Here is a 12,440-nt window from a genome sequence, read left to right on the forward strand (position 1 = left end):
AACTGATGAAAAAGCTCTACATTCGCACCTTCGGTTGTCAGATGAACGAGTACGACTCGGACAAGATGGCCGATGTGCTCGGCGCCGGCGAAGGCCTGGTAAAAACCGATACTCCCGAAGACGCGGATGTGATCCTGTTCAACACCTGTTCGGTGCGTGAAAAGGCGCAGGAGCGGGTGTTTCACGATCTGGGTCGGGTACGTTTGCTCAAGCAGGAGCGGCCGGACCTGATCATCGGTGTGGGTGGCTGCGTGGCCAGCCAGGAAGGCGAAGCGATTGTTGCGCGTGCGCCGTACGTGGACGTCGTGTTTGGCCCGCAGACGTTGCACCGCCTGCCGCAGTTGATTGCCGAGCGCCGCCGCAGCGGGCGCTCGCAGGTGGATATTTCCTTCCCCGAGATCGAGAAGTTCGACCACCTGCCGCCGGCTCGCGTGGAGGGCGCGAGCGCCTTCGTGTCGATCATGGAGGGGTGCTCGAAGTACTGCACGTTCTGCGTGGTGCCCTATACGCGTGGCGAAGAAGTATCGCGTCCGCTCGACGACATCCTCGCCGAGGTGGCGGGACTGGCGCAGCAGGGCGTGAAGGAAGTGACGCTGCTGGGGCAGAACGTGAATGCCTGGCGCGGCCCGATGGCGGCGGGCAGCGACGAGATGGGTGATTTCGCCTTCCTGCTCGAATGCGTTGCCGAGATTCCGGGCATCGAGCGCATGCGCTACACCACCTCACACCCGCGCGAGATGACCCAGCGCGTGGTCGATGCTTACGCAAAAATTCCCAAGCTGGTAAGCCATCTGCATTTGCCGGTGCAGTCCGGTTCGGACCGCGTGCTGGCGGCGATGAAGCGCGGCTACACGGTGCTCGAGTACAAGGCGCTGATCCGTAAGCTGCGCGCGGTGCGTCCGGATCTGTCGCTGTCGTCGGATTTCATCGTCGGCTTTCCGGGCGAGACGGAAGAGGATTTCGATAAGACCATGAAGCTCATTGAAGACGTCGGTTTCGATGCGTCGTTCAGCTTCGTGTACAGCGCACGCCCCGGCACGCCCGCGGCCGATCTTGAAGATACGGTGCCTCAGGCCACCAAGCTGAAGTGGCTGGCGCGCCTGCAGAAGCGCATCGAAGAGCAGGCGCAGGTCATCAGCGAGGCGATGGTCGGCAGCGTGCAGCGCATTCTGGTGGAAGGGCCGGCCAAGAAAGGCGTGGGTGAGCTTGCCGGGCGTACCGGTAACAACCGTGTGGTTAACTTTCCGGGCAACGAACGCCTCATCGGCCAGTTCGTGGATGTGACGATCACCGCGGCCTTGCCGCACAGTCTGCGCGGCGAGATCGTCGTGCGGGAGTCTTGATGACAGATTTCGTGGAAGTGGTGTTCGAGCCGGTCGACAATCTTCGGTTGGCCAACCTGTGTGGCTCGCTGGATGAAAATCTGCGGCAGATCGCATCGGCGTTCGACGTGAGCATTTCGCGGCGCGGCGAGCGTTTCAACGTGAGCGGCGCCAGGGCGCCGTTGGCGGCGCAGGCCTTGCGCAGGTTTTACGATGCGGCGGACGAGCACCTGTCGCTCGACGACATTCAGTTGGGGCTGGTCGAAGTGTCGGCGCGCCGCGAGCCGCAAGCGCAGCCTCCGCTCACGCCCAAGCTGCTGACGCGCAAGGCCGAGCTGCAGGGGCGCACGCCGCGTCAGGTCGAGTACCTCAACAACATCCAGGGCCACGACATCACCTTCGGTATCGGCCCGGCCGGCACCGGCAAAACCTATCTCGCCGTGGCCAGTGCCGTGGATGCCTTTGAGCGCGAGTTGGTCGAGCGCATCATCCTCACCCGGCCGGCGGTCGAGGCGGGCGAGCGGCTGGGCTTCCTGCCGGGTGATCTGGCACAGAAGGTAGATCCCTACCTGCGGCCGCTATACGACGCGCTGTATGACCTGATGGGCTTCGACCGCGTGGCCAAGCTCTTCGAGCGCGGCAGCATCGAGATCGCTCCGCTGGCGTTCATGCGCGGCCGTACGCTCAATCACGCCTTCATCATTCTCGACGAAGCGCAGAACACCACGCCCGAGCAGATGAAGATGTTCCTCACGCGAATCGGCATAGGCGGGCGTGCAGTCGTTACCGGCGACGTCACGCAGGTCGACCTGCCGCGTGGGCAGAAGAGCGGGCTGCGCGAAGCCTGCGACATTCTGGCCGGTGTGCGCGGCATTGCCTTCACCCAGTTCGGGCGTGAAGACGTGGTGCGTCACCCGCTGGTGGCACGCATCGTCGAGGCCTACGACCGGGTGCAGGCCGAGCGCGAGGCGGCCGAGAAGGCGCGTCGCGACGCGCCGGCAGAATGAGCGTTGACATGTCCGTGCAATCCGGCCGCCCCACACTCCACCTCAACGTGCAGCGTGCCTTGAAACTTGCCGAGCGGGCGCATGCCCCGCGTGCGCCCGATCTTCGCCGCTGGGCGCGGGCCGCGCTGCGCGAACGTGATATTGAAGTGGCCGTCCGTCTGGTCGGCGAGGACGAAGGGCGCGAGCTCAATCGCGAGTACCGCGGCCGCGACTACCCCACCAACGTGCTGACCTTTGTGTATGGCGACGAGATGCCGCTTGAAGGCATGCCGCTGTATGGCGATCTGGTGCTGTGCGTACCGGTGGTGGTGCGCGAAGCGGCGGAGCAGGGCAAGGCCGTTGAAGCTCACTTCGCCCACCTGATGGTGCATGGTATGCTGCATTTACAGGGTTTCGACCACGAAGAGCCGGCGGAAGCGGAAGTCATGGAAGCACTTGAAACCGAGATTCTCGCCGGGCTGGGCATCGCAGACCCGTATGCATGATGTGGTGAAGGCCGAGGATTTGGGTTCGACGGACCCAAATCCTCGTTTTTCACCTGTACAGGAAAATGGACAGTTCCTCAGACAAACCCTCCTTACTGGAGCGACTTTCGGCCCTTCTTTCGCGCGAGCCGGAAGATCGCGATGACCTTCTCGCGCGACTGCGCTCCGCTTGCGATCGCAACCTGATCGATCCGGACGCGCTTTCCATCATCGAAGGCGCCCTGCAAATGACCGACATGCAGGTGCGCGAAGTGATGATTCCAAGAGCCCAGATGGACGTGATCCATCTCGACGACCCGATTGAAAAGATCGCCGGCTTCGTCGTCGATACCGCGCACTCGCGTTTCCCTGCCGTCGGCGACAACAAGGACGACGTGGTCGGCATCCTGCTCGCCAAGGATCTGCTGCATTACTATGCCGGGCGCGAGTTCGACCTGCGCGGCATGCTGCGGCCGGCCGTCTTCGTGCCCGAATCCAAGCGCCTCAACATTCTGCTGCGTGAATTCCGCGTCAGCCGCAATCACATGGCCATCGTGGTGGATGAGTACGGCGGCGTGGCCGGGCTGGTGACCATCGAGGATGTGCTCGAGCAGATCGTCGGTGACATCGAGGACGAATACGATTTCGATGAAGTGGCCGACAGCATCCGTCTCGACCAGAGCGGCCGATATCGCGTCAAGGCCACCACCGAGATCGTCGATTTCAACCATGCTTTCGAGACAAGCTTTTCGGATGACGAGGTCGATACCATCGGTGGTCTGGTGATTCGCCATCTTGGCCGTCTGCCCACGCGCGGCGAAGTCATCGAGCTCGAGGGCGTGCGCATTCAGGTCATGCGGGCGGACAGCCGTCGCGTGTACACCCTTCTGGTTGAACCCGTCCCGACGCCGGAGCCCTCCGCGTCCGACGCGGAGTGACGGCGGTCGTGCCTCCCCGGCGCATGCCGGGGCGTCTTGTGGCGTGCGCGCTGGCTTTGTGCGCTGGCGCGTTGTCGGTCTTCGGCTTCGCTCCCTTTGAAGTGTTTCCGGTAGCTGTGCTGTGCATGGCGGCGTTGGCTTATCTGCTGGCGCAGGCCGAGCGCACGCGCGACGGCTTCTGGCTGGGTTTCGCCTGGGGGCTGGGTGCTTTTCTGGCCGGCATCTCATGGTTGTTCGTGGCTTTGAACCGCTACGGCGGCATGCCGGTGCCGCTGGCCGCGCTGGCCATTTTTCTTTTCAGCGCCTATCTCGCGGTGTATCCCGCCTTGGCGGGCGCCGTGTTCGTGCGTCTGCGCACCGCCGGCGTGCTCACGCGCGCCGCCTTGTTCGCTGCCCTGTGGGTGGCGGCGGAGGGGCTGCGTGGCTGGGTGTTCACCGGTTTCCCGTGGCTGTCGATCGGCTATTCGCAGACGCCGCCGAGCCCTCTGGCGGGCTGGATGCCGGTGCTTGGCGTGTACGGCGTGGGCGGTGTGCTGGCCTTCGTCGCGGCCTTGCTGGTGTTCACGCCGTGGCGCGCGATGGTGGCTGCGCGGGTCAGTGCCGTCGTGATCGTCGCCGTGCTGGTGGCGGGTGTCGGCCTCGGCCGCGTGTCATGGACGCATCCCGAGGGTGAGCCTTACCGCGTGGCACTGGTGCAGACCAATATTGCACAGGAGCTGAAATGGGAAGCGAGCCACGTAGACGAGTGGCTTGAGCTGAACATGAACATGTCCGACGTGCCGGACGCCGATCTGGTGGTCTTGCCGGAGTCCACGCTGCCCATGCTGGCCGAGCATCTGCCCGCGGAGTATGTGGAACGCCTGGCTTCAAGGGCTTTCGATGCAGGCGCTGATCTGCTGTTCGGCATCTTTCTGCGAGATCAGGCGGGCCAGGTCTTCAATGCCACGGCAAGTCTCGGAGCGTCGCCGTCGCAGTCGTATGCAAAGCGGCATCTGGTGCCGTTCGGCGAGTATTCGCCTCCGTTTTTTGGCTGGTTCTACGCGTTGGCGAACATCCCCATGTCGGACCAGACGCCGGGCCCGGCCGCTCAGCCGCCGCTGCAATTGGGCGCGCAGCGTGTGGCGGTGAACATCTGCTACGAGGATCTTTTCGGGCGCGAATTGCTGCATGCGGTGCCCGAAGCAACGCTGATGCTCAATGTGTCCAACCTGGCGTGGTACGGCCGCTCGCTGGCGCAGCCGCAGCACCTGCAGATTGCGCGGGTACGCGCCCTGGAAGCCGGGCGGCCGATGCTGCGCTCCACCAACACCGGCATGACGGCGGTGATCCAGCCCGATGGCTCGGTCACCGGTGTGCTGCCGCAGTTCGAGCGCGGCGTGTTGCACGCCGAGGTGTTGGGCTATACCGGCCTGACACCCTATGCCCGCTGGGGCGATGCGCTGGCGTTCGTGCTGGCGGGGCTGGGCGTGCTGATCGCTTTCGTCGTGCGCCGTCGCGCCTGAACGCGCGATTTGCGTCGCGACCGCGCTGCAAGCTTCGACCCGCCGCTCGAAAGCCAGTAAAATCCCCGCTTTTGTTTGGCCTCCACCGGACCATGTCAGTGAGCAAACCGACTTTTCAGCAGATCATCCAGACGCTCGGCCAGTTCTGGGGCGAGCGCGGCTGTGCCTTGTTGCAGCCCCTCGACCTTGAAGTCGGCGCCGGCACCTCGCACCCCGCCACTTGCCTGCGCGCGCTCGGCCCGGAGCCCTGGAACGCGGCCTACGTGCAGCCTTCGCGCCGCCCCAAGGATGGCCGCTACGGCGAAAACCCCAACCGTCTGCAGCATTACTACCAGTATCAGGTCGTGCTCAAGCCGTCGCCGCCGAACATCCAGGAGCTGTATCTGGACAGCCTGCGCGCCCTCGGCATCGACCCGATGGAGCACGACATCCGCTTCGTCGAAGACGACTGGGAAAACCCCACGCTGGGCGCCTGGGGCCTGGGCTGGGAGGTCTGGCTCGACGGCATGGAGGTGACGCAGTTCACCTACTTCCAGCAGGTCGGCGGCCTGGATTGCAAGCCGGTGCTGGGTGAAATCACGTACGGCATCGAGCGCCTCGCCATGTACCTTCAGGGCGTGGAGAACGTCTATGATCTGGTGTGGACCGTGTACCCCGACGGCATGCCGGTGACCTACGGCGATGTCTATCACCAGAACGAAGTCGAGCAGTCGCGCTACAACTTCGAGCACGCGAATGTGGATTTCCTGTTCTCGCTGTTCGGCAACTACGAATCCGAAGCCAAGCGCCTGATCGAAACCGGGCTGGCGCTGCCGGCCTACGAAATGGTGCTCAAGGCCGGCCACACCTTCAACATGCTGGACGCGCGTGGCGCCATTTCGGTGACCGAACGCGCGGCCTACATCGGCCGCATCCGCAACCTCTCGCGTGCCGTGGCGCAGGCGTATTACGAATCACGCGAGGCGCTCGGTTTCCCGATGCTGGCCCGCAGTCAGGCGCTGCGTGGGGAGGCAGCATGATGTCGAACGCTCATCTGCTCATCGAACTGGTTACCGAAGAACTGCCGCCGAAGGCTCTGCCGCGGCTGGGCGAGGCCTTTGCCAACGCCATCGTCGAAGGTCTGCGCTCGCGCGGGCTGGCTGCGGCCGAGGGCGACTTCCGCGGTTTTGCCGCGCCGCGCCGTCTGGCCGTGTTGGTGCGTGATGTCGCGGCTCAGGCCGCCGCACAGGAAGTCACCGAGAAGATCATGCCGGTGCAGGTTGCCCTCGACGCCGACGGCAAACCCACACAGGCACTGCTGAAGAAACTCGCGGCGCGAGGCATCGGCGAAGAGGCCGTCGCCGGTTTCGAACGCCGCATGGATGGCAAGGCCGAGGCGCTGTTCTACACCCGTACCGAGGCCGGAGCATCGCTCGACGCCGTGCTGGCCGAGATCGTCAGTGCCGCCTTGCGTTCGTTGCCGATTCCGAAAGTCATGCGTTGGGGCGCGAACGAAGTGCAGTTCGTGCGGCCGGTGCACCGTCTGGTGATGCTGCATGGTGAGCGGGTGGTGCCGGGCAGCGTGCTCGGCCTGGAGTCGGGCCGCACCAGCATGGGCCACCGCTTCATGAGCCGTGGCGCCATCGACATCGCCAGCGCCGAGGCGTGGGAGCCCACGCTGCTGGCCGAAGGCAAGGTGGTGCCGCATTTTGGCGAGCGCCGTGCCGACATCGAGCGTCAGTTGAGCGAGGCGGCTGCGCGCGAGAAGGCGTCGCTGGGCGAATACGCCGATCTGCTCGATGAAGTCACCGCACTGGTCGAGCACCCCAGCGTGTATGTGGGCGAGTTCGAGGCGGAGTTCCTGTCCGTGCCGCAGGAATGCCTGATCCTCACGATGCGTGCCAACCAGAAGTATTTCCCGTTGTTCGACGCATCGGGCAAGCTGCTCAACCGCTTCCTGATCGTGTCCAACATGCGGGTCAGCGACCCGTCGAAGATCGTCACCGGCAACCAGCGTGTGGTGCGCCCGCGTCTGGCCGACGCGCGCTTCTTCTTCGAGCAGGACAGCAAGAAGCCGCTTGCCTCGCGCGCAGAGGGGCTGGCGAAGGTCGTCTATCACAACAAGCTTGGCTCGCAGGGTGAGCGCGCTCGGCGTGTCGAGGCCATCGCCCGCGCCATCGCCGGCAAACTCGGCGTCGATACGGCTCAGGTGGAGCAGGCGGCACGCCTTGCCAAGGCGGATCTGCTCACCGATATGGTCGGCGAATTCCCCGAGTTGCAAGGCACCATGGGGCGCTACTACGCGCTGCAGGAAGGCCTGCCCGCCGGTGTGGCCGACGCCATCGAAGATCATTACAAGCCGCGTTTTGCCGGCGACGAACTGCCGCGTAACGACATCGGTCTGGTGCTCGCACTGGCCGATAAACTCGAAACCTTGGTGGGCCTGTTCGGCATTGGGCAGTTGCCGACTGGCGACAAGGACCCGTTCGCGCTGCGGCGTCACGCGCTGGGCGTGATCCGTATGCTGGTGGAAAAAGATCTGGCGCTCGATCTGCCGGATCTGCTCGCCGAAGCCTTTGCCGTGCTGGCCAATGACGGCTCGCAGCGTGCCTTGAGTGCCGAGGCGCCCGCCGCGTTGAGCGGCTTCATCTATGACCGCCTCGCTGGCGCCTTGCGCGAGCAGGGCTACAGCGCTCAGGAAGTGGAGGCCGTGCTGGCGCTGCAGCCGCGTCGCCTCGCGGATGTGGGGCAGCGGCTTGCCGCGGTGCGCGCTTTCGCGGCGCTGCCTGAAGCGCCGGCGCTGGCCGCCGCCAACAAGCGTGTCGGCAACATCCTCAAGAAGGTCGAAGGGGGTGTGCAAGCGCGGGTCGACGCCGCGTTGTTCCAGGAGCCGGCCGAGCAGAGTCTTGGCAGCGTGCTGGGCAGCGTGGGCGCACAGGCCGATGCCGCCTTCGAGCAAGGCGACTACACTGCTTCATTGCAGGCACTGGCTGCGCTGAAGGAGCCGGTCGATGCCTTCTTCGACGGGGTGATGGTGAATGCCGAAGACCCGGCGCTGCGCAATAATCGCCTGGGTTTGCTGGCATCCCTGCATCAGGCCATGAACCGCGTGGCCGATCTTTCGCGCCTGTCGGTTCAGTGATTTCCGGAGCCATCCGATGAAGCTGATCATTCTCGACCGGGACGGCGTCATCAACTATGACTCCGACCTGTTCATCAAGTCGCCGGATGAATGGAAGCCGATTCCAGGGTCGCTCGAAGCCATCGCGCGCCTCAACCAGTACGGCTGGCGTGTGGTGGTGGCGTCGAACCAGTCCGGCGTGGGGCGTGGTCTGTTCGGCATGGATACGCTCAACGCCATCCACGACAAGATGGTGAAAAGCCTTTCTGCCGTCGGTGGCCGGCTCGACGCCATCTTCTTCTGTCCGCACGCAGCCGATTCGACCTGTGACTGCCGCAAGCCCAAGCCGGGCATGTACCGCGACATCGGCGAACGTCTGAACTTCGATCTCACCACTGTTCCGGTGGTGGGTGACAGCCTGCGTGACCTGGAGGCCGCCGTGGCCGTGGGCGCAACGCCGTATCTGGTGCTCACGGGCAAGGGCGGGCGCACGCTGGACGAGGGCGCTCTGCCGGCGGGCACGCGCATCTTCCCGGATCTGGCCGCTGTCGTGGCCGAACTTACGGCGGACAAATGAACGCTCTTCGCTCTTTGCTGTTCGCGCTCGGGCTGGTGGTCACCATCCCGCCATACGCCTTGTTTTCGTTTCTGACGTTTCCCTTCAGCGCGCTGACGCGGTACCGCATCATTGGCTCCTGGACGCGCATTGCGGTGTGGATGGCGCGTTACATTCTGGGCATCCGTTATCGCGTCATCGGGCGTGAAAACCTGCCGAGCGAGCCTGCCGTGATTCTCGCCAAGCATCAGTCGGCATGGGAAACGCTGGCGTTCCAGAGCATTTTCCCGCCGCTGTGTTTTGTGCTGAAGCGCGAACTGCTGCGCATCCCTTTTTTCGGCTGGGGGCTTGCCCAGATGCCTGTGGTGGCGATTGATCGTGCTGCCGGCAAGGATGCCTTGGCACAAGTGGTGGAGCAGGGCGGAGCACGCTTGAGAGAAGGCTTCTGGGTGGTGGTGTTCCCCGAGGGAACACGCATGCCCATCGGGAAATCGGCTCGCTACAAGATCGGTGGCGCGTGGTTGGCAACGCACGTTGGCTCGAAGGTGGTTCCGGTCGCCCACAACGCCGGCGAGTTCTGGCCCAAGAATGCCTTGATCAAACGTCCTGGCGAGATCGTGGTGAGCATCGGGCCGGCGATCGACGCTGCCGGGCGCACGCCGGAAGACGTCAACGCCGAGGTGCATGCCTGGGTCGAGGCCGAGATGCGCAGGCTGTTTCCGCATCATTACCGTACAGATGCGCCGACTGGTGAGTGAGAATTGGATGGACGAAAACAAAAAACCCCGCCTTGGCGGGGTTTTTTGTTGAGTGCAGCCTTCGAAGATCAGGCGGCTGCTTTTTTTGCGGCTGCCGGAGCCTTGCTTGCCGCGCCAACGGCTTTGACCGTGGCGTCGGTGGCGGCGCTCACATTGGCTTCGGTCAGCTCGGTCACTTGCTTGGCAACCTTGTTGACGCTGTCGTAGGCGCTGTTGGCCGCGGCGAGAGCCGACTTCATGGCCGCGAAGGCCACGTCCGAGCCCGCCGGTGCAGACTGGGCGGCTTTGTCGATCAAGCCCGAGAAGGTCTTGTTCAGCTCGGCCACTTGCGCTTCGAACAGCTTGGTCATCTGCTCCTGGTTGCCGGAGGCGATGTCGTAGAGGCTACGGTTGTAGGAAACCGCTTTCTCCAGCATCGGCTTGCTCAGGCTGCTCTGAATGGCGAACAGCTCTTGAGGGTCTTTGGCGCTGGTGAGCGAACGCGTGCTGGTAATGCTGTCTTCGACCAGGCCGCGCGCCAGGCTGAGGTTCAGCGCGGTGATTTTCTCGGCGTTGGCAAACGCGGCGTTGGCCACGCTGACCAGTGCCTCGAGATTGGCTTTGTTGGCAGCCGCGATTTGTTCGGGAGTCGCAAACATGGTGAGTCTCCTTGACATCAATGAAATCCGAGGGCCGCGGGGCACGGTCGTTTGTGCGTTGCAGCATGGTCTCTAGTATAGAGTTGTCATCGACGATGTCAAGCAAAAATATTGCAGTGCACAAAATCCGGTGTGCCGTGTCGATCCGGAGATTAAAGTCATTTAAAACAATCTTTTGAGTTCGGCATCCATCGGTCGAAGCATTGCGCGAGGAGTGAGTTTGGTGCTGCGCAGAGGCGAAATGTGTGGGCGAAGGCCTCAGCGGTGCCGGAAGCGCGCTTTGCGCTTTTCCAGAAAAGCCGTCATGCCTTCCTTTTGATCATCCAGCGCGAAGGCTGCGTGGAAGTTGCGCCGCTCGAACAGCAAGCCTTCGCTGAGGGAACCCTCGAACGCCCGATTGATCGACTCCTTGATCATCATGAGCACCGGCAGCGAATAGCCGGCCATGGTTTCAGCAATCTTCAAGGCTTCGTCGAGTACCGACTCGTCCGGCACCACGCGTGATACCAGACCTGCGCGCTCGGCCTCTTGAGCACCCATGCTGCGAGCGGTCAGGCACAGATCCATGGCCTTGGCTTTGCCGACGGCTCGCGGCAGGCGCTGCGTGCCACCCGCGCCCGGTGGGATGCCCAGACGCACCTCGGGTTGGCCGAACGTTGCGTTCTCGCCCGCCACGATGATGTCGCACATCATTGCCAACTCGCAGCCGCCACCCAAGGCGTAGCCACGCACCGCAGCGATGACCGGTTTGCGGCAGCTGCGGATGCGTTCCCAGTTGCGCGTGATGTAGTCACCGCGATAGGTGTCCATCCACGACAGGCCGACCATTGCCGAGATGTCCGCGCCGGCGGCAAAGGCCTTGTCGGAGCCGGTCAGGAGAATGGAAACGATGCCGTCGTCTGCTTCGAAGCGATCCAGTGCGTCGCTCAGTTCGTCCATCAGCGTGTCGCTGAGGGTGTTGAGTGCAGCGGGGCGGTCAAGCGTGACGAGGCCGCAAGAGCCTCGTTGTTCGGTACGGATGCAGGTGTAGGTCACCGGCCGCGCACGAGATCAGTTGCTGCCGGTTTTCGGTTGGATGGTCATGCGGATGCGCGACTCATCCTGGCCAGCGGAACCCTTGGCGGGCGCTCGAAACGCCGTGTAATTCTCGGTGCGGGCGTCGTACTCGACCACATCGCCGGTCAGCACGTCGTTGCCGGCCTGCACGCGGGCTCGGCCGAACAGCTTGGCGGTCTCGTTGCGGCTGTCGTACTCGATGCGCTCGGCCTGGCCGTCGATGAAGTCCTTGGTGGCTTCGCGCCGTTGGCGGAAGGTCGCAAGCTGTTTGGCGGTGCCGGTGACCACCCCGGTCTGGAAGCCGTCTGCGGCCTGAATCACCACCATCCTGTTGCCGCGCAGTACCAAGGTGCCCTGCGTGAGGACCACATTGCCGATGAAGGTGTGGGTTCTGCTGCGCTCATCGACCGTGACCTTGTCCGCTTCGATGTTGATCGGCTGCTCACGGTCTGCATTTTGGGCGAGGGCGTTCAACGAATGGCTGGAAAGTACGGCACAGAAAAGCAGCGGAATGAGAGGCTTGATCATGGTCGGTTCCGGGGTGAGCTGGGCAGTTGCACGCGTGCTGCACCGACAAGATCCAGGGTGCCTGCGATGTTGTCGGCACGCATGCCATCACCGTGAGCGGTGATGTTACCGCGTTTGAGTACGACGGGTGAGTCGGTCGAGGCCTGCTGCGAATCGGGTCGCAGAGTGAGTGTTTCACTCTCGATCGTCACATCGTCGCTGCCGCGGCTGGAGCTTCGAACCACAACCTTGCCGCGCAGCTCGACGACCTCGCTCTTGGACGTCGTTTCGCCGTGCTGGGCCACCGCAGTAGTGAGGCCGTTGGCACTGTGGTAACGGAAATTCGGCTTGGCGAATTCAGTGACGTCCGAGGCCGGGAAGTGGGTGATTCGCTCCGCGTCGAGCTCATAGGAGAGCTTTCCGGCTTGATCGAAGCTGACGACGCGGACGCTTTCCCCGATGAAGTCGGGGTCGGTGCGCTCAATGCGCTGCACTTCCTCGGGCGCGCGCGTCAGGCGCTCCAGCCAGATCGTGACGGCAGCCAGCATGGCGAGTGCGATGATGGGGTAAAGGCGATCGACGTTCATTGTGG

Annotated in this window: 13 protein-coding genes; 9 read left to right on the forward strand and 4 right to left on the reverse strand. The window is 63.7% G+C overall.

Going from position 1 to position 12,440, the window contains the following annotated elements:
- Positions 1–5 precede the first annotated feature (5 nt).
- From miaB to AC6H0W_RS09285, 9 genes are all read left to right on the forward strand, one after another.
- Positions 6–1,343 (forward strand): tRNA (N6-isopentenyl adenosine(37)-C2)-methylthiotransferase MiaB, encoded by a 1,338-nt coding sequence (gene miaB, locus AC6H0W_RS09245; RefSeq protein ID WP_497576876.1) that lies wholly within the window; start codon positions 6–8, stop codon positions 1,341–1,343.
- Entirely contained in the window at positions 1,343–2,329 is a 987-nt protein-coding gene (locus AC6H0W_RS09250) for a PhoH family protein (protein WP_497576877.1), read from the forward strand. The genes miaB and AC6H0W_RS09250 overlap by 1 nt, the downstream gene beginning before the upstream one ends.
- An 8-nt stretch (positions 2,330–2,337) precedes the next feature.
- On the forward strand, positions 2,338–2,814 hold the full coding sequence (gene ybeY / locus AC6H0W_RS09255; RefSeq protein WP_497576878.1) for an rRNA maturation RNase YbeY: 477 nt from the start codon (positions 2,338–2,340) through the stop codon (positions 2,812–2,814).
- Between the two features lie 65 nt (positions 2,815–2,879).
- The gene (locus AC6H0W_RS09260; RefSeq protein WP_497576879.1) at positions 2,880–3,731 is read left to right on the forward strand and encodes a CorC family transporter; all 852 of its coding nucleotides are present in this window, start codon (positions 2,880–2,882) and stop codon (positions 3,729–3,731) included.
- Between the two features lie 23 nt (positions 3,732–3,754).
- Positions 3,755–5,233 carry an apolipoprotein N-acyltransferase gene (gene lnt, locus AC6H0W_RS09265; protein WP_497577334.1) on the forward strand — a complete coding sequence of 493 codons (1,479 nt, stop codon included), beginning with the start codon at positions 3,755–3,757 and terminating at the stop codon, positions 5,231–5,233.
- Between the two features lie 92 nt (positions 5,234–5,325).
- Positions 5,326–6,252, forward strand: coding sequence for a glycine--tRNA ligase subunit alpha (gene glyQ / locus AC6H0W_RS09270; RefSeq protein WP_497576880.1), 927 nt, complete (start codon positions 5,326–5,328; stop codon positions 6,250–6,252).
- Complete coding sequence (gene glyS, locus AC6H0W_RS09275) at positions 6,252–8,354, forward strand: glycine--tRNA ligase subunit beta (protein WP_497577335.1); 2,103 nt, start codon at positions 6,252–6,254, stop codon at positions 8,352–8,354. The genes glyQ and glyS overlap by 1 nt, the downstream gene beginning before the upstream one ends.
- A 16-nt stretch (positions 8,355–8,370) precedes the next feature.
- Complete coding sequence (gene gmhB / locus AC6H0W_RS09280; RefSeq protein WP_497576881.1) at positions 8,371–8,910, forward strand: D-glycero-beta-D-manno-heptose 1,7-bisphosphate 7-phosphatase; 540 nt, start codon at positions 8,371–8,373, stop codon at positions 8,908–8,910.
- The gene (locus tag AC6H0W_RS09285; protein WP_497576882.1) at positions 8,907–9,647 is read left to right on the forward strand and encodes a lysophospholipid acyltransferase family protein; all 741 of its coding nucleotides are present in this window, start codon (positions 8,907–8,909) and stop codon (positions 9,645–9,647) included. The genes gmhB and AC6H0W_RS09285 overlap by 4 nt, the downstream gene beginning before the upstream one ends.
- Before the next feature lie 68 nt (positions 9,648–9,715).
- Here the strand turns inward: AC6H0W_RS09285 and AC6H0W_RS09290 are convergent, their stop codons facing one another.
- The 4 genes from AC6H0W_RS09290 to lptC form a co-directional block, all read right to left on the reverse strand.
- On the reverse strand, positions 9,716–10,285 hold the full coding sequence (locus AC6H0W_RS09290) for a phasin family protein (protein WP_497576883.1): 570 nt from the start codon (positions 10,283–10,285) through the stop codon (positions 9,716–9,718).
- A 258-nt stretch (positions 10,286–10,543) separates the two neighbouring features.
- Entirely contained in the window at positions 10,544–11,320 is a 777-nt protein-coding gene (locus AC6H0W_RS09295; RefSeq protein ID WP_497576884.1) for an enoyl-CoA hydratase, read from the reverse strand.
- A gap of 15 nt (positions 11,321–11,335) precedes the next feature.
- Positions 11,336–11,869, reverse strand: coding sequence for a lipopolysaccharide transport periplasmic protein LptA (gene lptA / locus AC6H0W_RS09300; RefSeq protein WP_497576885.1), 534 nt, complete (start codon positions 11,867–11,869; stop codon positions 11,336–11,338).
- Positions 11,866–12,435, reverse strand: coding sequence for an LPS export ABC transporter periplasmic protein LptC (gene lptC, locus AC6H0W_RS09305; RefSeq protein WP_497576886.1), 570 nt, complete (start codon positions 12,433–12,435; stop codon positions 11,866–11,868). Before lptC ends, lptA begins: the two co-directional genes overlap by 4 nt.
- Positions 12,436–12,440 lie beyond the last annotated feature (5 nt).

The organism is Pseudazoarcus sp. NS20 (genome assembly GCF_059703745.1).

What these genes read in the sequence shown, in the direction of transcription:
- glyQ (WP_497576880.1), top strand. Translation starts at nt 5,326, where the DNA reads ATGTCAGTGAGCAAACCGACTTTTCAGCAGATCATCCAGACGCTCGGC.
- lptA (WP_497576885.1), bottom strand. Translation starts at nt 11,869, where the DNA reads ATGATCAAGCCTCTCATTCCGCTGCTTTTCTGTGCCGTACTTTCCAGC.
- lnt (WP_497577334.1), top strand. Translation starts at nt 3,755, where the DNA reads ATGCCGGGGCGTCTTGTGGCGTGCGCGCTGGCTTTGTGCGCTGGCGCG.
- gmhB (WP_497576881.1), top strand. Translation starts at nt 8,371, where the DNA reads ATGAAGCTGATCATTCTCGACCGGGACGGCGTCATCAACTATGACTCC.
- AC6H0W_RS09285 (WP_497576882.1), top strand. Translation starts at nt 8,907, where the DNA reads ATGAACGCTCTTCGCTCTTTGCTGTTCGCGCTCGGGCTGGTGGTCACC.
- miaB (WP_497576876.1), top strand. Translation starts at nt 6, where the DNA reads ATGAAAAAGCTCTACATTCGCACCTTCGGTTGTCAGATGAACGAGTAC.
- lptC (WP_497576886.1), bottom strand. Translation starts at nt 12,435, where the DNA reads ATGAACGTCGATCGCCTTTACCCCATCATCGCACTCGCCATGCTGGCT.
- ybeY (WP_497576878.1), top strand. Translation starts at nt 2,338, where the DNA reads ATGTCCGTGCAATCCGGCCGCCCCACACTCCACCTCAACGTGCAGCGT.
- AC6H0W_RS09290 (WP_497576883.1), bottom strand. Translation starts at nt 10,285, where the DNA reads ATGTTTGCGACTCCCGAACAAATCGCGGCTGCCAACAAAGCCAATCTC.
- AC6H0W_RS09250 (WP_497576877.1), top strand. Translation starts at nt 1,343, where the DNA reads ATGACAGATTTCGTGGAAGTGGTGTTCGAGCCGGTCGACAATCTTCGG.
- AC6H0W_RS09260 (WP_497576879.1), top strand. Translation starts at nt 2,880, where the DNA reads ATGGACAGTTCCTCAGACAAACCCTCCTTACTGGAGCGACTTTCGGCC.
- glyS (WP_497577335.1), top strand. Translation starts at nt 6,252, where the DNA reads ATGTCGAACGCTCATCTGCTCATCGAACTGGTTACCGAAGAACTGCCG.